Below are 20,863 nucleotides of genomic sequence, written 5' to 3' on the forward strand. Positions count from 1 at the left end.
GCGAATAATGTACGACGGAGTGTTATTAGGATGAGCAAACGTATACCAGATGAACTTTTGGAGCAGATCCAAAAAAACGCAGACATTGTCGAAGTGATTGGAGAATATGTACAGCTTAGAAAGCAAGGTCGGAATTACTTCGGTCTTTGTCCATTCCATGGTGAAAATACTCCTTCATTCTCTGTTTCAGCAGATAAGCAAATTTTCCATTGTTTTGGCTGTGGTGCTGGAGGTAATGTGTTTTCGTTCCTCAGACAAATGGAAGGCTACTCATTCATTGAAGCCGTTTCACATGTTGCTGATAAGTACCATATTGATTTGCCTGATCATGTAGCGAATGCTCAGATCAGTTCCTCTCAGCAAGAGGATACAGCAGATCATCAAATGATTGACGCCAATGAGCTTCTTAAGAAATTTTACCACCATTTGCTGGTAAATACAAAGGAAGGTCAAAACGCACTCGATTATTTACGGTCCAGGGGCTTTATTGATGAAACAATTGCCAAGTTTGAGATCGGGTATGCTCTTGACTCCTGGGATTTCATGACCAAGTTTTTAGAAAAACGAGGGTTTGATCCAGTGATGATGGAGAAGGCTGGTCTTTTGATTCAACGTGAAAACGGCACAGGCTTTTTTGACCGCTTTAGAGATCGTGTGATGTTTCCCATTCATGATCATCACGGAACGGTTGTCGCTTTTTCCGGAAGATCGCTTGGTGATCAGCAGCCTAAGTATATGAATAGTCCTGAAACGCCACTTTTTCATAAAAGTAAGTTGCTTTATCACTTTCATGATGCGCGTATGCATATTAGAAAGCGCGAGCGGGCTGTCCTTTTCGAAGGATTTGCTGACGTCATCTCGGCTGTCACATCTGGTGTTGGCGAAAGTGTTGCAACAATGGGTACGTCTTTAACAGAAGAGCACGTCAAACTTCTCAGGCGGAATGTAGAAGAGATCATCCTATGCTATGACTCTGACACGGCCGGGTATGAAGCGACTATGAAAGCGTCAGATTTGCTTGAAAAAAGAGGATGTAAAGTTCGCATTGCCATGGTGCCAGATGGACTCGATCCAGATGATTACATTCGTAAATATGGCGGCGAGAAATTTAGGAATGACATCATAGATGCAAGCGTGACATTAATGACATTTAAGATGAATTTTTTCCGTAGAGGGAAGAATTTATCAGATGAAGGAGACCGACTTGCTTATATGAAGCAAGTTCTCCGAGAAATCAGCCGGTTAAACGGCTCCTTGGAACAAGAGATTTACATGAAACAGCTTGCTGGAGAGTTCTCTATCTCACTTGACTCATTAAAGGAACAATTGGAGCTGTTTGAAAAAAAGCAGCGGCAAGAAACCAAAAGCTCGCAAGAAAAAAATGGGCTTGATAAGAGGCGTGCACATCTTTCAACACAGGTAAGAAGAAAGCGTCTAAGGCCGGCATATGAAAATGCAGAGCGAATGCTGCTTGCTCATATGTTAAAAAGCGATGACGTGATCAGTAAAGTACTTGACAGAGTCGGGATTGAATTTAATATAGATTCACACAGGGCGCTGGCAACGTACATTTATGCATTGCATGAAGAAGGTAAAGAACCGGCTCCGCAGCATCTGATGAATCGTTTTGAAGATGATTTCATGAATCAGCTTTTGACGGATATATTAATGATTCAAGTTGGAGACGAGCTAAGTGAAGCTGAATTAAGTGATTATGTAAAAAAAGTGTTGAATCATCGGAATTTGTCAATGATAAAGGAAAAAGAACTGGAACGTGCAGAGGCGGAGAGGCAAAAAGATTTCTTCAAAGCGGCAACACTTGCAAAAGAAATTATTCAATTGAACCGTTCGCTGAAGTAATACGTCAAATATTTATGACAAGACTTACGGCTGGCAATGAATCCTTTTGGGGAGGAGCAAAAGACCGCAAGCATCTTGCTTTCATCATTATTTATTTTATTCTTATTTGCTTATCCTGTTTGATAGAGAGAGAAAAGCAGAGCGGAAGCAAATCGCAAGTTACTTTAGAATTCGTTGCAAGCTTTGGAAGGAGGGATCCATAATGGCTGATAAACAAGCCCACGAAACCGAAACTGAATTAACCTTTGAACAGGTGAGGGATAAACTCACTGAAACCGGTAAAAAACGGGGCGTTTTAACATACGAAGAAATTGCAGAGCGTATGTCTAGCTTTGAAATTGAATCAGACCAAATGGATGAATACTATGAATACTTAGGTGAACAGGGTGTAGAGCTCATTAGTGAAAACGAAGAGACAGAAGACCCAAATGTTCAGCAGTTGGCTAAAGCAGAAGAGGAATTTGACCTGAATGATTTAAGCGTACCACCAGGTGTCAAAATTAATGATCCTGTTCGTATGTACTTAAAAGAAATCGGACGCGTCAATTTGTTATCTGCTAAAGAAGAAATTACGTATGCTCAAAAAATCGAAGAAGGCGATGAGGAATCAAAAAGAAGATTAGCGGAAGCGAACCTTCGTCTCGTTGTCAGCATTGCGAAACGCTACGTCGGTCGTGGTATGCTGTTCCTTGACTTGATTCAAGAAGGAAACATGGGTCTCATGAAGGCAGTTGAGAAGTTTGATTATCGAAAAGGATACAAATTCTCAACATATGCGACTTGGTGGATTAGACAGGCGATCACGCGAGCCATTGCCGATCAGGCGAGAACGATCCGGATTCCAGTGCATATGGTGGAAACAATTAATAAATTGATTCGTGTTCAAAGACAGCTTCTGCAAGATTTAGGCAGAGAACCAACGCCAGAAGAAATTGCTGAAGATATGGATTTAACACCAGAAAAGGTAAGAGAAATTCTTAAAATTGCACAAGAGCCTGTATCTTTAGAAACACCTATTGGTGAAGAAGATGACTCGCATCTTGGTGATTTTATTGAAGATCAAGAGGCGACATCTCCATCTGACCATGCTGCATATGAATTGTTAAAAGAGCAGCTTGAAGATGTATTAGACACGCTAACGGATCGTGAAGAAAATGTGCTGAGACTACGTTTCGGACTAGATGACGGAAGAACACGCACGTTAGAAGAGGTTGGAAAGGTGTTTGGCGTAACAAGAGAGCGTATCCGCCAAATTGAAGCGAAAGCTCTTCGGAAATTAAGACATCCTAGCAGAAGTAAACGTTTAAAAGACTTCTTAGAATAGAAACCGGACGGATCTTGAAAGAGATCCGTTCTTTCTTCATCAAAATGAAAACGCTTTTTTCAATCTGATTATATTTTACTGAATAACAAATGAATTTGCAACGTTCTTAGAGAAAATATGTAAAAAAAATACATCAAAATGTGCTGAAGGCTTCATTTCTCATCTTGATTCATTTTTGTCTAATCTGTGAACTTGACCAAAATTTTGTATCATAATTCGTTTACTTTCTGTAAAATTAAAGTAGAATTAGAATTGTTTGCATAGTCTCAAAGGGGTTTTCACAAAGGGGAGGATGAAAGAAATGAAACGGAATCCACTTATACCATTCTTATTGATTGCCATTTTAGGAATTGGACTCACTTTTTTCTTATCACTGAAGGGACTGAAAGATGAAGAGAAAATTGCCTCTGGGGGTGAAGAGCAAAAACAAGAAGAGACAGCAAATGCGACGCCGGAAGAATTGTATAAGCAGAACTGTCTGAGCTGTCATGGGGAAAACTATGAAGGTGGCGCAGGTCCTGCATTAAAAGGTGTTGGCGATAAGCTTGAAGTGGCAGACATCAAGAAGAAAATCCAAGAAGGTGGAAACGGGATGCCAGGCGGGTTGATTCCGAATGAAAAGTTAGATGAAATGGCGGAATGGGTATCCAACATTAAATAATGTTACGCAAAAAGCTCTTTTTTAAGGAAGAGCTTTTTTCATTTGAAAACGGCTTTTAAAAAGTCCATAATTTATATAAGATAGACAAGTATAAACATTAAAGAAAAGTAGTGATACATATGAATGAAATGAATTTATCAAAGCGATTGAAAAGAGTTGCAGACTTTTTACCAAAGGAGGCTGTCTTTGCTGATATTGGCTCAGATCATGCCTATTTGCCATGCTATGCGATTTTATATCAAAAAGCAGTGAAAGCCATTGCTGGTGAAGTTACTGATGGACCGCTTCAATCTGCCAAGCAGCAAGTACATAGACTTGAATTAGATGCACAGATCTCGGTGAGAAAAGGAAATGGCCTTGAAGTCATTGAACAAGGTGAGGTGAGTGCTGTAACGATTGCAGGTATGGGTGGTGCACTCATCGCAAGCATTCTAAACGAAGGCAAGCATAAGCTTGCAGGCCATGAACGGCTCATTCTTCAGCCGAATATCCATGCTTACCATATTCGTTTATGGCTGTATCAAGAAGGGTATGAACTGATGGATGAAGTCATTTTAGAAGAGGATGGAAAAATATACGAAATCATCATTGCGGAAAAAGGCGATCAAGATAAACCCTATGAAGGCATGTCAGTTGAAGCAGGAATGCTCGTTGGTCCGTTTCTTGCCAAGGAGCAAAATCACGTTTTCCTGCGCAAGTGGATGCAAGAGCTTCAGCATATGGAGAATATAAAAGGTCAAATACAAAAGGCAGCTCCGACAGAAGAGAACAAAGAACGCCTGAAAGAGCTAAATGCGAAAATAAACATTCTAAAGGAGGTTTTGACTGTTGGCTAAAACAGTAAATGGGCAGGAAATCATCCAATTGTTTGAACAATTTTCACCAAAGGCATATGCCATGGAAGGTGATAAAATCGGGCTCCAGATTGGTACATTAAATAAACGTGTCACCAATGTCATGATCACCTTGGATGTGTTAGAGAATGTGGTAGATGAAGCCATTGAGAGGAATGTCGACCTTATCATCGCCCACCATCCGCCGATTTTCCGTCCATTAAAGCATGTAGCGACAGATCAACCGGCTGGACGTATCATTGAGAAATGCATCAAACATGATATTGCGGTATATGTGGCACATACAAATTTAGACGTAGCTGATGGAGGAGTCAATGACTTACTTGCTGAAGATTTAGAGCTCAAAAAAACAAGTGTGTTAGTTCCGACATATGAAGAACAGATAAAGCAGCTTGTCCTGTATGTTCCAGAGGAATTTGAAGAGGCCATCAGAACGGCTTTAGGAAATGCGGGAGCTGGACATATTGGTAACTACAGTCATTGTGCTTTTTCAAGTGAAGGGACAGGCAGCTTTCTGCCATCAGATGATGCAACACCATTTATTGGTGAAACGGGTAAGCTAGAATTTGTGAAAGAAATGCGAATCGAAACCATTTTTCCAGCAAGTATTGAAAAACTAGTGATTGATGAAATGATCAAAGCACATCCTTATGAAGAAGTTGCCTACAGTGTACATACGACGGATCTTCCTCCTATTCAAAAAGGTCTCGGCCGTATTGGAGAGTTAAGAGAGCCAATGACACTTGGAGACTTTACGCAATTTGTGAAAACAAAGCTAGGTGTGAATGGTGCTCGTTTTGTAGGAGATAAGGAAGCGGTTGTGAAAAAAGTAGCTGTGCTTGGTGGAGACGGAAATAAATACATCCATCAAGCGAAAAGAATGGGTGCTGATGTGTATGTGACAGGAGATCTCTATTTCCATGTCGCTCACGATGCGATGATGCTCGGACTGAATGTAGTGGACCCAGGTCATTATGCTGAAAAGATCATGAAAGATGGCGTGAAATCGAAGCTTGAGTCGCTATGTACAGATAAAAAATATGATGTACAGCTCTTTGTTTCAGAATCAAATACAAACCCATTTCAATTTTTGTAAACAAAAACGTCAGAGCACAGTAGCTCTGACGTTTTCTTATTTCTTCGTTTTCACGCGAGGTAGAATTTTCGAAAGAGGAACAGCATGTTCAACCTTCCAAGTCGTTTCATCGTCCGGTTCATAATTTTCTAAGAAGTGAATGACCTCTTTTGTAATAGGTGTTGGTGTGGAAGCACCAGCGGTGACGGCAACGGTTTTTACGCCTTGCAGCCATCCTAGATTAAGCTCACTGAGGTCACCAATACGATAAGCCTGCGTTCCTGCAATCTCCATTGACACTTGTGCAAGACGGTTGGAGTTATTACTTTTCGGGTCGCCTACAACAATGGTTAGGTCGGCTTGGCAAGCTTGCTGTGAAACAGCTTCCTGACGCACCTGTGTTGCAAGACAAATTTCTTGATGGTACTCGACGTGAGGATATTTCTCCTTAATGAGCTCCATCAAGTCATGGACATCCCACTGAGACATTGTCGTCTGATTGGTGATGAGCAGTTTATCTGACGCTAAATCGAGCGCTTCAATGTCGGCTTCTGTCTCAACAAGATGCACTTTGTCAGGTGCAACTCCGACAGCTCCTTCTGGCTCAGGGTGACCCTTTTTCCCGATATAAATAATATCATAACCATCCGCTGTTTTTTCTGAAATGAGTTCATGTGTTTTCGTCACATCTGGACAGGTGGCATCAATAGCTACTAGCCCTTTTTCTTTTGCGATTTGGCGAACCTCAGGAGAAACTCCGTGAGCGGTGAAAATCACCGTTCCGCTTTTAACCTGTTTTAAAATGTCCAAGCGGTTTGGTCCATCTAGTGTGTAGATCCCATCTTCTTCAAAGGCATCTGTCACATGTTTGTTGTGCACAATCATACCTAATATATAAATTGGGCGTGGCAAGTTTTTATCAAGTGCGGCATTTTTAGCAATGACCATAGCATCCACAACGCCATAGCAATAGCCACGCGGTGATATTTTAATCACATTCATTTATTCGTCCTCCTGTAGGGAAGTGCTGCAAAAGAGAAAAACAATATAAAAAGCCGTAGGAAACGGCTTTTTATCATTCTCTTCCTTCCATTATAGCCAAAGTAAGCGCATATATCAAAGATTGTTATACGCGGTGAACACTTTGCCCTTCAAAGATCACTAGACATATAGTTTTGGAACAGAGCTGCCAGATCTTTTTTGGGGTTTTGCTTCAGTAGAGGAAGGAGCATGCGATGAGGTTGCACCTGTTTTTTTGACAAGAATGTCCTCTGGTTTTGCATGTTCATTTATTTCATCATCTGGTGCTGTTTCTTCCTGTGGGACCTCTGTTTTCTCACCGATCTCTTTTGGTTCTGCGTCAGCATCATTCACATTCGTTTCATCATCATCCGCACTGCCAAGCTGGCTGTACAGCTTAATCATCCCAGGTAGATTTCTCACTAAAGGGCCGTATTGCTGAATCATTGGCGTGAATTGCTGCGCCATACCGAGCACTTTTTGAACATTTCCTAACATGCTTGAGAGGGTTGCAGGATTTGTGAAGCTCTGGATTCCTTGTAATCCCGCACCACCTCCAGAGATCCCTGCTCCTCCAGCTCCAGGAAGAAATTTAGTGAGCATTCCCTTGATTCCGGCTCCGCCGCCTAGTGCACGGCTCTCGCCAACTGGAACCCCCCCCATCTCGCGCAAACCGCCGCCCTGTACAGACGGGGAGCGAGGCATCATTTGTTGAAATGGATTCCCTTGCCCTTGAAAAGGCTGTTCGATAGGAGCCTGCTGTCTCCTTTGAAAAATGCTGGGCTGTCCGCCATTTCCAAGGTGCCGTCGTGAGGGACGATGCGGCTGAAAATCGCCCATAGGCCTTTGCCCTAACATACTTGTACCTCCCTTACTGCATTCTCTTTCTCTTCATAGGTTATGCAAGTAAGCGTCAATTGGTTTCCTGTAAGAAAAGGGGACATGGTTTTTTCGCTGAAAATCAGCTATAATGAGGAGATGAGCAAAAAGGCATTGCCTTAAGGAGTGAAAACATGAAAGAAACGAAATTTACGACATATGAATTAAAGCCTTTTATTATAGATGCTATTCATGAACTAGGTTTTTATGAGCCAACTGATATTCAAAAAAGAATCATCCCTGCGGTTTTAAAAAGAGAAAGCGTGATTGGTCAGTCACAAACAGGAACAGGAAAAACCCACGCATATTTATTGCCGCTTATTCATTCGATTGATCCAAGCAAAGAGCAAGTACAAGTGGTGATTACTGCACCAACACGAGAATTAGCCAATCAAATTTTCAAGGAAGCCCAAACGATCCTAAAAACCACATCTCCAGAAGAAGAAATCCTGGCAAAGCTTTACATTGGCGGAACGGACAAGCAGAAATCCATTCAAAAGCTAAAGAACCAGCCGCATTTGGTTGTCGGCACACCTGGGCGTATTGCTGACCTCATTCATGAGCAAGCACTGAATGTATATAAAGCGACTTCCCTTGTCATTGATGAAGCGGATTTAATGCTAGATATGGGATTTCTAGAAGATGTGGACCGTATTGGTGCACAAATGCCAGAGCAGTTGCAAATGCTAGTGTTCTCAGCAACTATTCCGGAAAAGCTAAAGCCCTTCCTCAAAAAATATATGGACAATCCAAAGTACGCCCATGTTGAACCGAGACGTATTACGGCCGAAAATATTCAGCATATTTTAGTCCCATCTAAACAGCGTGACAAATTAAAATTACTGCAAGAAATGGTGACAAATGTACAGCCTTATTTAGGAATCATTTTTGCCAATACAAAAACCACCGTTGATGAAATTGCCTCATTCCTACAGGAAAAAGGAATGAGAATTGGTGTGCTTCATGGTGGATTAACACCACGCGAACGTAAAAAAGTGATGAAACAAATTGAAAATTTAGAGTTTACCTATATTGTGGCTTCTGATCTTGCAGCCCGCGGGATTGATATTAAGGGCGTTAGCCACGTGATCAACTATGAACTTCCATCTGATCTTGATTTCTATATTCACCGTGTAGGACGAACGGCTCGAGCGGGTTCTTCTGGAATTGCGATGACTATTTACGACTTGGCAGATGAGAATGCACTTGTTCAGATCGAGAAAATGGGCGTTGTGTTTGAAAACAAAACAATCGTTCATGGAGAATGGCGAGATGCGGAGGACCGGTTGAAGCGTCAAAGACGTAAAAAAGCACCAAATGAAATTGAAGAAAAAGCAAAGCGTCTTGTTAGAAAACCAAAAGCCGTCAAACCTGGATATAAACAGAAAATGTCACGTGAGGTGGATAAAATCAAAAGACAGGAACGAAGAAAGTCAAAGCGAATGGAAAGTAGGGGGAAACATTGTTGAAGATTGGATCACATGTATCCATGAGCGGAAAGCATATGCTTTATGCAGCGAGCCAAGAAGCAGCCTCTTATGGTTCGAATACTTTTATGATTTATACAGGTGCACCTCAAAATACGCGCCGTAAAAAAATTGAAGACCTTAATATTGAAGCTGGACATGCTCATATGAAAGAGCATGGTATGACAGATATCATCGTTCATGCTCCGTATATTATAAATATTGGGAACACAGTCAATCCGTCTACATTTGAGCTTGGTGTTGACTTTCTTCGCTCAGAAATAGAGCGTACTGAAGCAATTGGTGCAAAACAAATCGTTCTTCATCCAGGGGCGCATGTAGGAGCAGGGGCAGAAGCTGGTATTCAGAAAATTATCGAGGGTTTAAACGAGGTTATTGTAAAAGGGCAAGAGGTTCAAATTGCACTTGAAACAATGGCAGGCAAAGGTTCAGAGTGCGGAAGAAGCTTTGAAGAGCTTGCCCAAATTATCGACGGTGTGACACATAACGAAGCACTTTCTGTCTGCTTTGATACATGTCACACGCACGATGCTGGTTATTCGATTGTGAGAGACTTTGATGGTGTATTAGAAGAATTTGATCGAATCGTCGGCATTGACCGAATCAAGGTTCTTCATATCAATGATAGTAAAAACGTGCAAGGCGCAAGAAAAGACCGACATGAAAATATCGGTTTTGGCGAAATTGGCTTCAATGCGCTAAATGATATAGTGCATCATCCACAGCTTCAAGATGTACCAAAAATTCTAGAAACGCCTTATGTAGGTGAAGATAAAAAGAACAAAAAACCACCTTACAAATTCGAAATTGCGATGCTGAAAGAAAAACAATTTGATGAAGACTTACTAGAAAAAATTACTGAACAGTAAAAAACACATGTAACATGATGAGGTGCCGCTAAATGCGGCCCTTTTTTGCCTAACTTGTAAATTGATTAAACAGATCGTTGACGGTCTGTGCTATCTGTTTAGAAGTAATCGCTTCCACTTGCTTAAGAAGTCGATTGCGCTCTGCATCATTAAAAATATTCACGTTTTTTCCGTTCATCAGTTTAGCGACCTCTACAGCCTGATTTGGAGTTAAGCTGACCCCATACTGTTTTGCATACCTTAATAGATCATTGGCTGTCATCTGATTGAGCCGTTGTAGCACAATTTTTTGAATTAAAATCAATGCCATTCCTCCCCTCTGTAATAATGTATGGGCGAAAACGGAAAATGTTCCAAAAACTTTATTTTACTCTGTGAAATGATAAAATAGAAAAGTGAATGAAATATTCATTGAAAATTTAACAAGTGTAGAAGGGAGAACGTATGGCAAATAGTAAACAGCATAGAAAGGAATCAGTGCCTCATTTTATTTTGAGAATTTTATTGATCCTAGTAGGCGCTGCTTGTGCAGCAGTCAGCATTGAATTATTTTTAGTGCCAAACAAGATTATTGACGGGGGCATCATCGGCATTTCGCTTATTTTGGATTATCTCTTTACTGATAACCCATTTATTAATTTTGCGACGATTGTTGTCATTTTAAATATTCCATTTATGATATCAGGATACAAACATATTGGGAAAACCTTCCTTATTTCTACTGTGATTGGGATTGTCAGCTTGGCCGTGATTGAGTCTTCACTTCATCATGTAGAAGCATTTACAGATCAGCCGATTTTAGCTACTGTATTTGGAGGATTATTACTTGGATTTGGTGTTGGGCTTGTCATACGTAATGGGGGTTCAATGGACGGGACAGAAATTTTAGGAATTCTGCTTACAAAAAAAATCCCTTTTTCCGTTGGTGAGTTTGTCATGATCGTCAATGTGTTCATTTTTATTTGGGCTGGCTTTGTCTTTGGACCAGAACAAGCTATGTATTCTGTCATGACATATTATTTGGCAATGAAAACAATTGATGCTGTCATTCAAGGGCTCGATGAAACAAAAGCTGTTATTATCGTGTCGGATCATTATGATGAAATTTCAGATGCAATTCTTCACCGTCTTGGCAGGGGAACAACAAAGCTTAGAGGAAAAGGCGGCTATACAGATGAAGAAAAAGACGTCATCTACGCCGTTGTGACGAGACTTGAAATAACAAAGCTCAAAACCATTGTCTTTGAAATAGACAGTAATGCCTTTATTACCATTATGAATACGCATGAAACTAGAGGTGGAAAATTTAAAACAGCCATTCATTAGCTTTTATTTTACTTTTTTGTCTTTCTTTTATATAATAGAATTTATGTATGGACGAGAAAATGGCTTTTGCCATTTTCTTTTTGTTGTATAAATCGTAATCATTCTTTTTATAAGGGATTAAAGGTGGAAAGATTCATGGCAAAGCCAATTATTGAAATGAAGGATGTTTCCTACTCGTATGGGCAGCGAAATGTCATTGATCACGTTCATTTAACAGTAGAGGAAGGAAATTTTCTTGCACTTGTTGGACCGAATGGATCAGGTAAAACAACCCTATTAAAATGTTTGCTTGGGCTAATTAAACCCCAACAGGGTGAATTAAAGATATTTGGCACCCCTGTTTCAAAATTCAGAGACTGGGATCAAGTTGGGTTTGTTTCACAAAAAGCAAACAGCTTTAATACAGGTTTTCCTGCTTCAGTGTACGAGGTGGTCGCAAGTGGATTGACGGCGAGAATTGGTTTATTCAAGCGAATGAGTAAGCAGGATAAATGGCAGGTTGAAGAGGCCGTTCGTTCAGTTGGTATACAAGATCTAAAGCACCAAAACATTGGTGAGCTCTCTGGTGGCCAGCAGCAACGTGCATTTATCGCCCGTGCGCTCGTCAGCCAACCAAAGCTGCTCATTTTAGATGAGCCGACTGTTGGGGTTGACCAAAAAACAGTAGAAGGATTTTATCAGCTGTTAGAAACATTAAATAAAGAAAAAGGAATGTCTTTAATTCTCGTCACGCATGACGTTGGAACCGTTTCTGATAAAGTAACCCATGTGGCTTGTTTAAATCAGCAATTGCATTTTCATGGAGACGCAAAAACGTTTGATTCAATGGATGATCAAGCGTTATCGCAATTTTATGGACATGACATTCAAGTGATTCATCACGACCATCATCATCATGGGGGACACGAATAATGCTATTTCCATTTTTTCATTATGAATTCTTACAAAATGCGTTTATCGCAGGAATGCTGATCGGTTTTATTGCGCCCTTACTTGGTGTATTTATTGTCGTGAGAAGGCTTTCACTTATTGCAGATGCTCTTAGTCACGTGTCACTTGCAGGGATTGCAGCGAGCCTGTTCTTAGATAAGAAATTTGGACTTCTGACAGGGGTTAGCCCGCTGTACATGGGGATGGCGTTTTCTGTAGCAGGTTCATTGTTTATTGAACGTCTTCGCTCGGTGTATAAACATTATCAAGAACTAGCCATTCCTATTATTTTATCCGGCGGTATTGGAATTTCCGTCATTTTCATTTCACTTGCAAATGGCTTTAATACAGATTTGTTTAGTTATTTGTTCGGAAGTGTCAGTGCGGTTTCAAGACTGGATCTTTGGATTATTGTTGGGATTTCACTCGTTGTTGTTTTAGTTGTCGTGCTTTTATATAAAGAATTGTTCTTGCTTTCATTTGATGAAGAGCATGCAAAAGCTTCAGGTATTTCAGCGAAATGGATTCATTTTATCTTTATCTTGGTCGTCGCGCTCGTCATTGCAGCATCTATGCGTATCGTGGGCACACTGCTTGTATCCGCTCTAATGACGCTCCCTGTTGCGGCGAGTATTCGAATTGCTAAAGGATTTAAACAGGCGATTTTCCTTTCTATATTGTTTGGTGAATTGTCTGTTATGGTCGGATTGATCTTAAGCTATTATTTAGATCTAGCGCCGGGTGGCACCATTGTGATGCTGTCCATTTTGATTTTAATCGGGTGTATTAGTATTGGAAAAGTTAGAAGGGGGAATCATCATGAACGTACAAGAAGCACTTGATTTATTAAAGGAAAAAGGCTACAAATATACAAGCAAGCGTGAAGATATGCTTCAATTGTTTGCTGATTCTGACAAATACTTGACTGCTAAAAATGTGTTAACAGCATTAAGTGAAGACTACCCGGGTCTTAGCTTCGATACCATTTATCGAAACCTGTCCTTATATGTAGAGCTTGGGATATTAGAGACAACGGAATTGTCAGGTGAGAAGCTATTTCGTTTTAAATGTTCATTTTCCCATCACCATCACCACTTTATTTGTCTTGTGTGCGGTAAAACAAAGGAAATCGATGCCTGTCCAATGGACCAGTTAGAAGTGGATTTAGAGGATTGCCACATTATCGGACATAAGTTTGAAATATATGGGACGTGTCCTTCTTGTGAAGTTTATTTGTGAAGACCAGCCGACGAGCTGGTTTTTTATTTTGTCTTTTGAAAACGTTTTACAAAAGACATCCGTTTCATTAGAATGAGATCATCAGGTATGACGCTAAACAATTTTGAGTCTTTTTTTGAACAGGCTGCGCATGATCTGTCCATTCAGAAAATGCTGGATCAGTGACAAACAAATAGCCATCGGAATTTACGTAGTGACTGTCCTCAATTCAGAGAAATTTCTCATTGGTGAGGCGTGAGTGGAAGCCAGATTTGATACCAAACATTGATAAGCATGAACATACATTGCATGGAAGGACATTGAGGTGAAACTGGAGCCGAGCTACTACCTGAATCAGGCAGGTATAAAGGGGACGCTGCATTTCTTAATGAAAGAAGAATTCCTTGATACATCAAAAAAGCAGATACATTAAGGTGTCTGCTTTTTCTCATCAATGAATTAATGGGCAGTTTGTAGTCGCTGTTCATATTGTTTAATCCATTGAGCCGCTTCTTTCCAGTTGTTAACACGGATGATCCTGTCATCAATTGGCATTTGATTATAAGGTGAGTTAAAAAGAATGACCGGGATGTCAGCTTCTTTTGCAATCATTGTGGCATTGCCATGATGATCCTCGAAAAACACATCAATATTGTGTTTTTGGACAGCTTCCAACTTATGATGACCGCCAACAAGCTCAATATTATTATAGTGCACCTGATGTTCTTGAAACCACGTGTAGGTGACATCAGCGTGACACTGTCTTCTTGCTGTGATATAAATCAGTTTGTGGTGCTTTTTCATTTGATCAAGGATCTCTTTTGCACCGTCTGCAGGCTTTGCCTGTTTATAAATAAGAGGCTCATGCTGATCCATCCAGCCCCAAAATTCTTCATTTGAAATCCTTAAAAGCTTTGTCAAATCATATTCCGTCATATCATCTAGTGTGATGGCACATTGAAACGACTCATTTAAGTAGGGAACAAAGGTGTCTTGTGCCGTCACTGTGCCATCAATATCAATTCCTAAACGTAACATGCCCACACTCCTCATATTTATACTCTTAAGTGTATCATAATCATTTCACAATTCCAGCAAGTTTTAGCAAACATGAAATAGACATTTTTGCTCATACTAAAAAAGCTCCTTTCTATTAACCAAAAGGGGGAATTGCTCATGGAAAGAGACGAGGATTTCAAACGAAAAGATCGTGAAATCGACACAGATTTTAGTCATGATGATGGCTATTTAGAGGAAACAGCTGCTGAAATCGCAGAGCCATATCAAGCATCAAGAGATCAAGAAGACAGATTAGAACGTGACCATGTAGGTGACGATTTAGGCAGTAAAGGGATAGGCTATACAGCACTCGCAATTGCGATTATCTCATTATTTGTCTTGCCTGTGCTATTAGGGATAGCGGCAATCGTCGTTGGTTATATTGCAAGAAGAAAAGGAGCACATACGCTTGGTGCGTGGTCAATTGGAATCGGAATCGTTTCCGTCATCCTTGGAATTTTTATCACCCCGTTCTTTTAACAAGAACAGAAAAACGCCTGACAGTGACGTCAGGCGTTTTTGCTATGCGTTAGCTTGTTTTTCTTTTACAGCTTCCATTTTTGCATAGTGTTCTTCAGCAATTTTATCGATTTCTTTTTTCAGCTCTTCGACCATTGTTTCTTCGGGTACTTTACGAACAATTTCACCTTTACGGAACAATAGACCTTCGCCTCTCGCGCCTGCGATTCCAATGTCAGCTTCACGCGCTTCACCTGGACCGTTTACAGCGCAACCTAGCACAGCTACTTTGATCGGTGCTTTAATTTTGGAGATATATTCTTCGACTTCATTTGCAATGCTAATGAGGTCAATTTCAATTCTTCCACAAGTTGGGCAAGAGATGAGTGTGGCTGCGTTTGATGCAAGACCAAATGATTTCAATAACTCGCGTGCTACTTTGACCTCTTCAACGGGATCAGCACTTAATGAGATGCGGAGTGTGTTCCCAATCCCCATATTCAAAATAGCGCCAAGACCCGCTGCACTTTTTACCGTACCTGCAAATAAAGTGCCTGACTCTGTAATACCAAGGTGAAGAGGGTAGTCAAATGCTTTTGCTGCTTTTTCGTACGCCTCAATTGCTAGATTGACATCAGATGCTTTCATGCTGACGATGATGTCATGAAAGTCTAGATCTTCTAGAATTTTAATGTGATGCAGTGCACTTTCGACCATACCATCAGCTGTTGGATAGCCGTATTTATCAAGGATTTTTTTCTCTAATGAACCGGCGTTTACGCCAATACGGATTGGAATGCCTTTTTCTTTTGCTGCTTTGACAACCGCTTCGACTTTTTCTCGTCTGCCGATGTTTCCTGGATTGATTCGAATTTTGTCTGCGCCTGCTTCAATGGCCTTCAGTGCAAGCTTGTAGTCAAAATGAATATCGACAACAAGCGGAATATCAATTTGTTTTTTGATGTCCGCAATGGCGTTTGCAGCGCGTTCATCTGGACATGCGACACGCACGATCTGACAGCCTGCTTCTTCAAGACGTTTAATTTCAGCTACTGTCGCTTTGACATCATGTGTTTTGGTTGTGGCCATACTTTGAATGACCACTTCATTATTTCCACCTATAGTTAAAGGTCCCACTTTGACGGGACGCGTTTTTGTACGATGTGTGACTTCACTCACTTGTCAATCGCTCCTTAGTGTACACAGTTCGTTTGCAGTGTACGACGTGTTTTACATGTCATATTGTAACAGTCTCTTTGTATGAATGACAAGGAATTAACGTTTTATCTTTGATATACCGGAAACTTATATGTGCTGCCTGCTCGAATTTCGTTCGCTTTGACGCCTTTATTCAGCTCTTCGAAATCTTCAATGACCTCATCAAGAGGTTTACTTGTATGTACGATGGATACAACGGTTTGACCTTGTTTGACAGTAAGGGTCTTATACGTTTTTTTCTCAGAAGACTGAAACGCACTTGCGGGAACGGCCTGCTCTTCTTGAACAGGAATCGTTCCATTTTTTAAATCAAAAAAGATAATAAAAAGCACAAACAAACTAATAAGTAAAAAAATAATTCGCCGCATTTCACTCACCGCTTTTATGATTTTACTTCAGTGTATGCATGTGCTGAAATGATAGAACCAAAAAGGGGAGAAAAGCTAGAGAGGATGGTTCTAGTTTGTTCTAGTAAGGCTTGTAACGGAATGAAAAACCACTTTGACAAGTGGCTTATTTTTTAGCAGGTATTTCTTTTACGACAAGGTATAAAAAGATAAAGTTAATCACCCAATTTAATAAAAATGAGTTCGCAACAGGGGTGTTTAACGCACTCATGATAGCGAAAAAGACCGTCGTTAATGTGAGTGAATAGGCTGAGAGCTTCCATAGCATTTGGAAGGAAAGCTCTTTTTGCTGCATCCGTTTAATAAATGTCCCAAGCATCGCAAGGAATGTGGCGCTGATAAACATGAGAGCAGCAGTTGAAAGATAAAGCAGCGCACAAATGACGGGGATAATGATCGTTTGGTTTTGGTTTATCACGCGAGCGAGGTCATCTTTTGTCAGTGTCCCGCCAAGAAGCTGATATGGTATATCCGTCATTTGTCCGTCAATGGCAATCACTGCTTTGTCTTTTAATAAAGCGATGGCTGTTTGTTTTGTTTCAAGCTCACTCATTTTTATTTTCTCAGAAGGGTCAAAGAAGATCGTAATCCCGTTTTCTTCTTTTTCTATCGGTGCGCTTTGATCAGCTTGAAGCTTCCCTTTTTCAATTGAAAAGTCGGGTAACTCTTTTTTGATCACATGCTGAAATCCTGACATTGCGCTCGAAATCTCTTGACTCATATGATAGCCCTGAGGAACAGTTGCGATGATGGAAAGGATAAAAATGTACAAAATGGGTTTTCCAATTCCAGTAAACCGTGCTCTTGCAATATCTTTTGGTGAATAAATTCCTTTTAACAATAGACTAAATACGTTCAACTGTTTCACTTCCTACATTCTTTTCTATTTCTCACATTGTATCAATGTCTATCCATCAAGTACAAGTACGGCCTTCATCGCTGGTTAAGACAGCAGGAATGAGGCATAATGTATACAGCATATAAAAAGGAGGCGGCCGTGACGTGGACGTGCTGTACTGGATTCTAATTGGCTGTGCATTTATCATTGCATTTGTTGGGCTCGTCTATCCAATCATCCCTAGTGTGGTCTTTATCATTTTTGGTTTTATTCTGTATGGCTTCTTTTTCAGCTTCGAGCCGTTGACACTGACATTTTGGCTCATTCAAGCCATGTTTACAGCCGTGTTATTTGCAGCGGATTATGTCTCAAATCTCATTGGTGTAAAGCACTTTGGCGGTAGTCGAGCAGCCATTTGGGGAAGCACTATAGGCTTATTAATCGGTCCATTTGTCATTCCAATTGCAGGGATTATCATTGGTCCATTTATAGGCAGCGTCATAGCAGAGCTTCTTGTTCATCAAAAAGATGTGAAGACAAGTATGAAAGTAGGCTTAGGCTCACTCATTGGATTTGTGTCAGGTGTATTTGCAAAAGGATTGATCCAAGCACTAATGCTGGGAATCTTTTTACTTTATGTGCTACTCTAATTCGAGAATGGGTGTTTAAAATTCTTTCTAAAGGGCTAAATACAAAATAAGCACTGAAATGTTTCATATCATGAACAATAACGTTGAAACAAGTCGTTTCTTTTGATACTCTTTGAGTAAGGTGAAATTGCTTGCTTACAAAGGAAGCATTTCAGTACATACATTTCTAAGGAGGAATTTTACCATGGCTTTTAAACTTCCAGAATTACCATATGCTTACGATGCATTAGAACCACATATCGACAAGGAAACAATGACAATTCACCACACAAAACACCATAATACTTACGTAACAAACTTAAGTAAAGCAATCGAAGGAGTGTCAGCTCTTGAAGATCAATCAATTGAAGAGCTAGTGGCTAACCTGAACTCTGTACCTGAAAATGTTCGTACAGCTGTACGTAACAATGGCGGAGGACACGCTAACCACTCATTATTCTGGACCCTTCTTTCACCAAACGGAGGCGGCGCACCAACTGGTGAACTTGCAGATGCGATCGAAAAAGAATTAGGTGGATTTGAAAAATTCAAATCTGATTTTGCTGCAGCAGCTGCAGGACGCTTTGGTTCTGGTTGGGCATGGCTTGTTGTGAACAACGGCAAACTTGAAATCACAAGCACTCCAAACCAAGATTCTCCTTTAACTGAAGGGAAAACACCAATCCTAGGACTTGACGTTTGGGAGCATGCTTACTACTTAAACTACCAAAACCGTCGTCCTGATTACATTTCTGCATTCTGGAATGTTGTGAACTGGGATGAAGTGGCTCGCCTTTACAGCCAAGCAAAATAAATTGGTCTAATCCCTGTCAAGTAGACACATATAAAAAGCCTAAGTAGCCAGTGTGTGACGGTATTCTACCGGAGCACACTGGTTTAATTTTTTCTGGAATGGATCGTGATTATAGAATTGAATGTAATCTTCTATGCTCTTGTGAAGTGTTTTGAGATGAGAGAAAAATAATTCGATTCAAACCCTTGATTCTTACGCCATGGATACACCAGCCATGTCAACAGATAAAGGGTCTTTAATTCGTGAACAACTTCAAACCGTGCAGTCTTCAAAATCCGTCCTCCCCGTGAAGATTTGGATAACGCTTACCTGTGCCTTTAAATAATCTTTTTCTTCTTCCACACTTTTAAAGATAGACTTAGGACATCCCCTAAAAGGATTTTCTGACTTTGTATTTTTTCCTATGTCTTCAAAAGATTGTCCTTTTCTCGCCATAAAAAATCCCCTCCAAGTATAGTGTAACAGCCGATTATGAAAATTGGGCTTTCTACACTGTCTACTTAGATGGGAACATACCATAAAGCGGGTCTTTTTATATTTTCCCTCCTTTTCTTACATATCTGCCTTGTGATGAGACAGACTATTGTGTAGAAAAGGAGAATGAAATATATGAGCAGATTAAAGAAAATGTTCGGGGACATGGATGTCACAAGAGATTTATTGCTCCTCCTAACGATTGGCGGATTGTACGCACTTGCCATTGCACTTTCGAATACGTTTGTGAATGTGTACTTATGGAAACAGTCAGGGCGATTTACGGATCTTGCGATTTATAACTTGGCGATTGTTGTGCTTCAGCCCATTACTTTTTTATTTGCTGGTCGGCTCGCTAAAAAAATAGACCGTGCGTTTGTCCTTCGTTTCGGTGTCATCTTCTTAGCCGCTTTTTACTTAATTGTACTAATGGCAGGAGAACAAGCGGCTGCGCGGCTTGTCTTATTAGGGAGTGTCCTTGGGATCGGCTATGGTTTTTACTGGCTTGCTTTTAATGTACTCACCTTTGAAATCACTGAACCTGAAACAAGAGATTTCTTCAATGGATTTCTAGGAGTGCTCACGTCTACAGCTGGCATGATCGGTCCACTAATTGCTGGTATTGTCATTTCTAAACTAACGGATGATACGGGTTATACAGTCATTTTTACGTTATCGCTTCTTTTGTTTTCATTAGCGGTCGTCATGAGTTTCTTTCTCAAGAGAAGGCAGTCAAAAGGGAAGTTTATGATCAAGCAAATTTGGAAAGAGCGGCATGCAGACGAGAATTGGCGTAAGATTACAACGGCTCACTTCTTTCAGGGGCTTAGAGAAGGCGTCTTTGTCTTTTTAATTAGTGTTTTTGTGTTTATTGCGACAAACAGTGAGCTTGCTCTTGGAACATTTGGTTTAGTGAACTCAGGTGTCGCCTTTTTTGCTTATTTTTTCGCTACACGTCTAATTAAGAAAAAATGGCGGAAGAAAGCGATTATGCTTGGTGGGCTTATTTTATTTGGCGCATTATTTTTAATTGTTTTTCACTTGTCCTATGTATCGCTTCTCATGTATGCAGTGGCCATTGCCATAGGATATCCGCTCCTGCTTGTCCCGTATGTATCATTAACCTACGATGTGATCGGCCACGCTAGGTATGCAAGAAAAGCCCGGATTGAATATATTGTGGTTAGAGAACTATTTTTAAATGCGGGACGTATTTGCTCCATTGTGTTGTTTCTTTTGTTTGTCACCTTACTAGGCGATGAGGTTGGCATTCCTGCATCATTAGTTGTTCTCGGAGCGGGACATACTCTTATTTATTATTTTGTAAAGGATATTCAATTAAAAGAAAAAACAGCTGATATGAAAGAGGCTGACAGTCAAAAGCCAGTATCTCACACAAACCTTATTAAGGGAGAAAGGTAAAATTTCTTACCATTGGAACAGCAAATTTCTAGATAAATTA

At 40.4% G+C, this 20,863-nt stretch carries 24 protein-coding genes; 15 read left to right on the plus strand and 9 right to left on the minus strand.

Annotated features, from left to right (window positions below; all coding sequences use genetic code 11):
* Window positions 1-30 precede the first annotated feature (30 nt).
* From dnaG to WAX46_RS02850, 5 genes are all read left to right on the plus strand, one after another.
* The gene (gene dnaG / locus WAX46_RS02830) at window positions 31-1,860 is read left to right on the plus strand and encodes a DNA primase (protein WP_226566837.1); all 1,830 of its coding nucleotides are present in this window, start codon (window positions 31-33) and stop codon (window positions 1,858-1,860) included.
* A 202-nt stretch (window positions 1,861-2,062) separates the two neighbouring features.
* The gene (rpoD, locus tag WAX46_RS02835) at window positions 2,063-3,184 is read left to right on the plus strand and encodes an RNA polymerase sigma factor RpoD (RefSeq protein WP_008342392.1); all 1,122 of its coding nucleotides are present in this window, start codon (window positions 2,063-2,065) and stop codon (window positions 3,182-3,184) included.
* A gap of 301 nt (window positions 3,185-3,485) precedes the next feature.
* On the plus strand, window positions 3,486-3,845 hold the full coding sequence (gene cccA / locus WAX46_RS02840; RefSeq protein WP_226566838.1) for a cytochrome c550: 360 nt from the start codon (window positions 3,486-3,488) through the stop codon (window positions 3,843-3,845).
* Window positions 3,846-3,964: 119 nt separating this feature from the next.
* Window positions 3,965-4,681 (plus strand): tRNA (adenine(22)-N(1))-methyltransferase, encoded by a 717-nt coding sequence (locus WAX46_RS02845; RefSeq protein WP_226566839.1) that lies wholly within the window; start codon window positions 3,965-3,967, stop codon window positions 4,679-4,681.
* Complete coding sequence (locus WAX46_RS02850) at window positions 4,674-5,795, plus strand: Nif3-like dinuclear metal center hexameric protein (RefSeq protein WP_226566840.1); 1,122 nt, start codon at window positions 4,674-4,676, stop codon at window positions 5,793-5,795. The genes WAX46_RS02845 and WAX46_RS02850 overlap by 8 nt, the downstream gene beginning before the upstream one ends.
* 36 nt (window positions 5,796-5,831) lie before the next feature.
* Here WAX46_RS02850 and WAX46_RS02855 read toward each other — a convergent pair whose 3' ends face one another.
* A complete protein-coding gene (locus tag WAX46_RS02855) occupies window positions 5,832-6,776 on the minus strand; it encodes a 4-hydroxy-3-methylbut-2-enyl diphosphate reductase (RefSeq protein WP_226566841.1) in 945 nt (314 codons plus the stop codon).
* 159 nt (window positions 6,777-6,935) lie between these two features.
* On the minus strand, window positions 6,936-7,652 hold the full coding sequence (locus tag WAX46_RS02860) for a YqfQ family protein (protein ID WP_226566842.1): 717 nt from the start codon (window positions 7,650-7,652) through the stop codon (window positions 6,936-6,938).
* 155 nt (window positions 7,653-7,807) lie between these two features.
* On the opposite strand from WAX46_RS02860, the gene WAX46_RS02865 reads away from it, so the two are divergent.
* Both WAX46_RS02865 and WAX46_RS02870 read left to right on the plus strand, forming a co-directional pair.
* Window positions 7,808-9,142 carry a DEAD/DEAH box helicase gene (locus WAX46_RS02865; RefSeq protein WP_336493327.1) on the plus strand — a complete coding sequence of 445 codons (1,335 nt, stop codon included), beginning with the start codon at window positions 7,808-7,810 and terminating at the stop codon, window positions 9,140-9,142.
* Window positions 9,136-10,029, plus strand: a complete 894-nt coding sequence (locus WAX46_RS02870; RefSeq protein WP_226566844.1) for a deoxyribonuclease IV — start codon at window positions 9,136-9,138, stop codon at window positions 10,027-10,029. The genes WAX46_RS02865 and WAX46_RS02870 overlap by 7 nt, the downstream gene beginning before the upstream one ends.
* A gap of 49 nt (window positions 10,030-10,078) precedes the next feature.
* On the opposite strand, the gene WAX46_RS02875 is transcribed toward WAX46_RS02870, so the two are convergent.
* Complete coding sequence (locus tag WAX46_RS02875) at window positions 10,079-10,333, minus strand: DUF2624 domain-containing protein (protein ID WP_226566845.1); 255 nt, start codon at window positions 10,331-10,333, stop codon at window positions 10,079-10,081.
* Between the two features lie 140 nt (window positions 10,334-10,473).
* On the opposite strand from WAX46_RS02875, the gene WAX46_RS02880 reads away from it, so the two are divergent.
* The 4 genes from WAX46_RS02880 to WAX46_RS02895 all read left to right on the plus strand — a co-directional run bounded on the left by WAX46_RS02880 (window position 10,474) and on the right by WAX46_RS02895 (window position 13,524).
* The gene (locus WAX46_RS02880) at window positions 10,474-11,355 is read left to right on the plus strand and encodes a YitT family protein (protein ID WP_226566846.1); all 882 of its coding nucleotides are present in this window, start codon (window positions 10,474-10,476) and stop codon (window positions 11,353-11,355) included.
* 135 nt (window positions 11,356-11,490) lie between these two features.
* Window positions 11,491-12,267, plus strand: a complete 777-nt coding sequence (locus WAX46_RS02885) for a metal ABC transporter ATP-binding protein (RefSeq protein WP_226566847.1) — start codon at window positions 11,491-11,493, stop codon at window positions 12,265-12,267.
* Window positions 12,267-13,127 carry a metal ABC transporter permease gene (locus WAX46_RS02890; protein ID WP_226566848.1) on the plus strand — a complete coding sequence of 287 codons (861 nt, stop codon included), beginning with the start codon at window positions 12,267-12,269 and terminating at the stop codon, window positions 13,125-13,127. Before WAX46_RS02885 ends, WAX46_RS02890 begins: the two co-directional genes overlap by 1 nt.
* A complete protein-coding gene (locus tag WAX46_RS02895; RefSeq protein WP_226566849.1) occupies window positions 13,105-13,524 on the plus strand; it encodes a Fur family transcriptional regulator in 420 nt (139 codons plus the stop codon). Before WAX46_RS02890 ends, WAX46_RS02895 begins: the two co-directional genes overlap by 23 nt.
* Before the next feature lie 438 nt (window positions 13,525-13,962).
* Here WAX46_RS02895 and WAX46_RS02900 read toward each other — a convergent pair whose 3' ends face one another.
* The gene (locus WAX46_RS02900) at window positions 13,963-14,541 is read right to left on the minus strand and encodes a 5' nucleotidase, NT5C type (RefSeq protein ID WP_226566850.1); all 579 of its coding nucleotides are present in this window, start codon (window positions 14,539-14,541) and stop codon (window positions 13,963-13,965) included.
* A gap of 138 nt (window positions 14,542-14,679) precedes the next feature.
* On the opposite strand from WAX46_RS02900, the gene WAX46_RS02905 reads away from it, so the two are divergent.
* Entirely contained in the window at window positions 14,680-15,042 is a 363-nt protein-coding gene (locus tag WAX46_RS02905) for a DUF308 domain-containing protein (RefSeq protein WP_226566851.1), read from the plus strand.
* 42 nt (window positions 15,043-15,084) lie between these two features.
* On the opposite strand, the gene ispG is transcribed toward WAX46_RS02905, so the two are convergent.
* The 3 genes from ispG to WAX46_RS02920 form a co-directional block, all read right to left on the minus strand.
* Window positions 15,085-16,200 carry a flavodoxin-dependent (E)-4-hydroxy-3-methylbut-2-enyl-diphosphate synthase gene (gene ispG, locus WAX46_RS02910; protein WP_226566852.1) on the minus strand — a complete coding sequence of 372 codons (1,116 nt, stop codon included), beginning with the start codon at window positions 16,198-16,200 and terminating at the stop codon, window positions 15,085-15,087.
* 104 nt (window positions 16,201-16,304) lie between these two features.
* A complete protein-coding gene (locus WAX46_RS02915; RefSeq protein ID WP_226566853.1) occupies window positions 16,305-16,607 on the minus strand; it encodes a hypothetical protein in 303 nt (100 codons plus the stop codon).
* A 145-nt stretch (window positions 16,608-16,752) separates the two neighbouring features.
* A complete protein-coding gene (locus WAX46_RS02920) occupies window positions 16,753-17,505 on the minus strand; it encodes a DUF1189 domain-containing protein (RefSeq protein ID WP_264188616.1) in 753 nt (250 codons plus the stop codon).
* 143 nt (window positions 17,506-17,648) lie between these two features.
* Between WAX46_RS02920 and WAX46_RS02925 the strand changes: the two genes are divergently transcribed.
* The gene (locus tag WAX46_RS02925; RefSeq protein WP_226566855.1) at window positions 17,649-18,134 is read left to right on the plus strand and encodes a DUF456 domain-containing protein; all 486 of its coding nucleotides are present in this window, start codon (window positions 17,649-17,651) and stop codon (window positions 18,132-18,134) included.
* A gap of 184 nt (window positions 18,135-18,318) precedes the next feature.
* The gene (gene sodA / locus WAX46_RS02930) at window positions 18,319-18,927 is read left to right on the plus strand and encodes a superoxide dismutase SodA (protein ID WP_336493328.1); all 609 of its coding nucleotides are present in this window, start codon (window positions 18,319-18,321) and stop codon (window positions 18,925-18,927) included.
* 39 nt (window positions 18,928-18,966) lie between these two features.
* Here the strand turns inward: sodA and WAX46_RS02935 are convergent, their stop codons facing one another.
* A complete protein-coding gene (locus WAX46_RS02935; RefSeq protein WP_312887855.1) occupies window positions 18,967-19,104 on the minus strand; it encodes an IS3 family transposase in 138 nt (45 codons plus the stop codon).
* A gap of 75 nt (window positions 19,105-19,179) precedes the next feature.
* Entirely contained in the window at window positions 19,180-19,362 is a 183-nt protein-coding gene (locus WAX46_RS02940; RefSeq protein WP_336493329.1) for a hypothetical protein, read from the minus strand.
* A 174-nt stretch (window positions 19,363-19,536) separates the two neighbouring features.
* Between WAX46_RS02940 and WAX46_RS02945 the strand changes: the two genes are divergently transcribed.
* Entirely contained in the window at window positions 19,537-20,823 is a 1,287-nt protein-coding gene (locus WAX46_RS02945) for an MFS transporter (protein WP_336493330.1), read from the plus strand.
* The last annotated feature ends 40 nt before the right edge of the window (window positions 20,824-20,863 follow it).

The sequence above is a fragment of the Bacillus sp. FJAT-53060 genome, from assembly GCF_037104745.1.
In the GTDB taxonomy this organism is placed as follows: domain Bacteria; phylum Bacillota; class Bacilli; order Bacillales; family Bacillaceae; genus Bacillus; species Bacillus stratosphericus_B.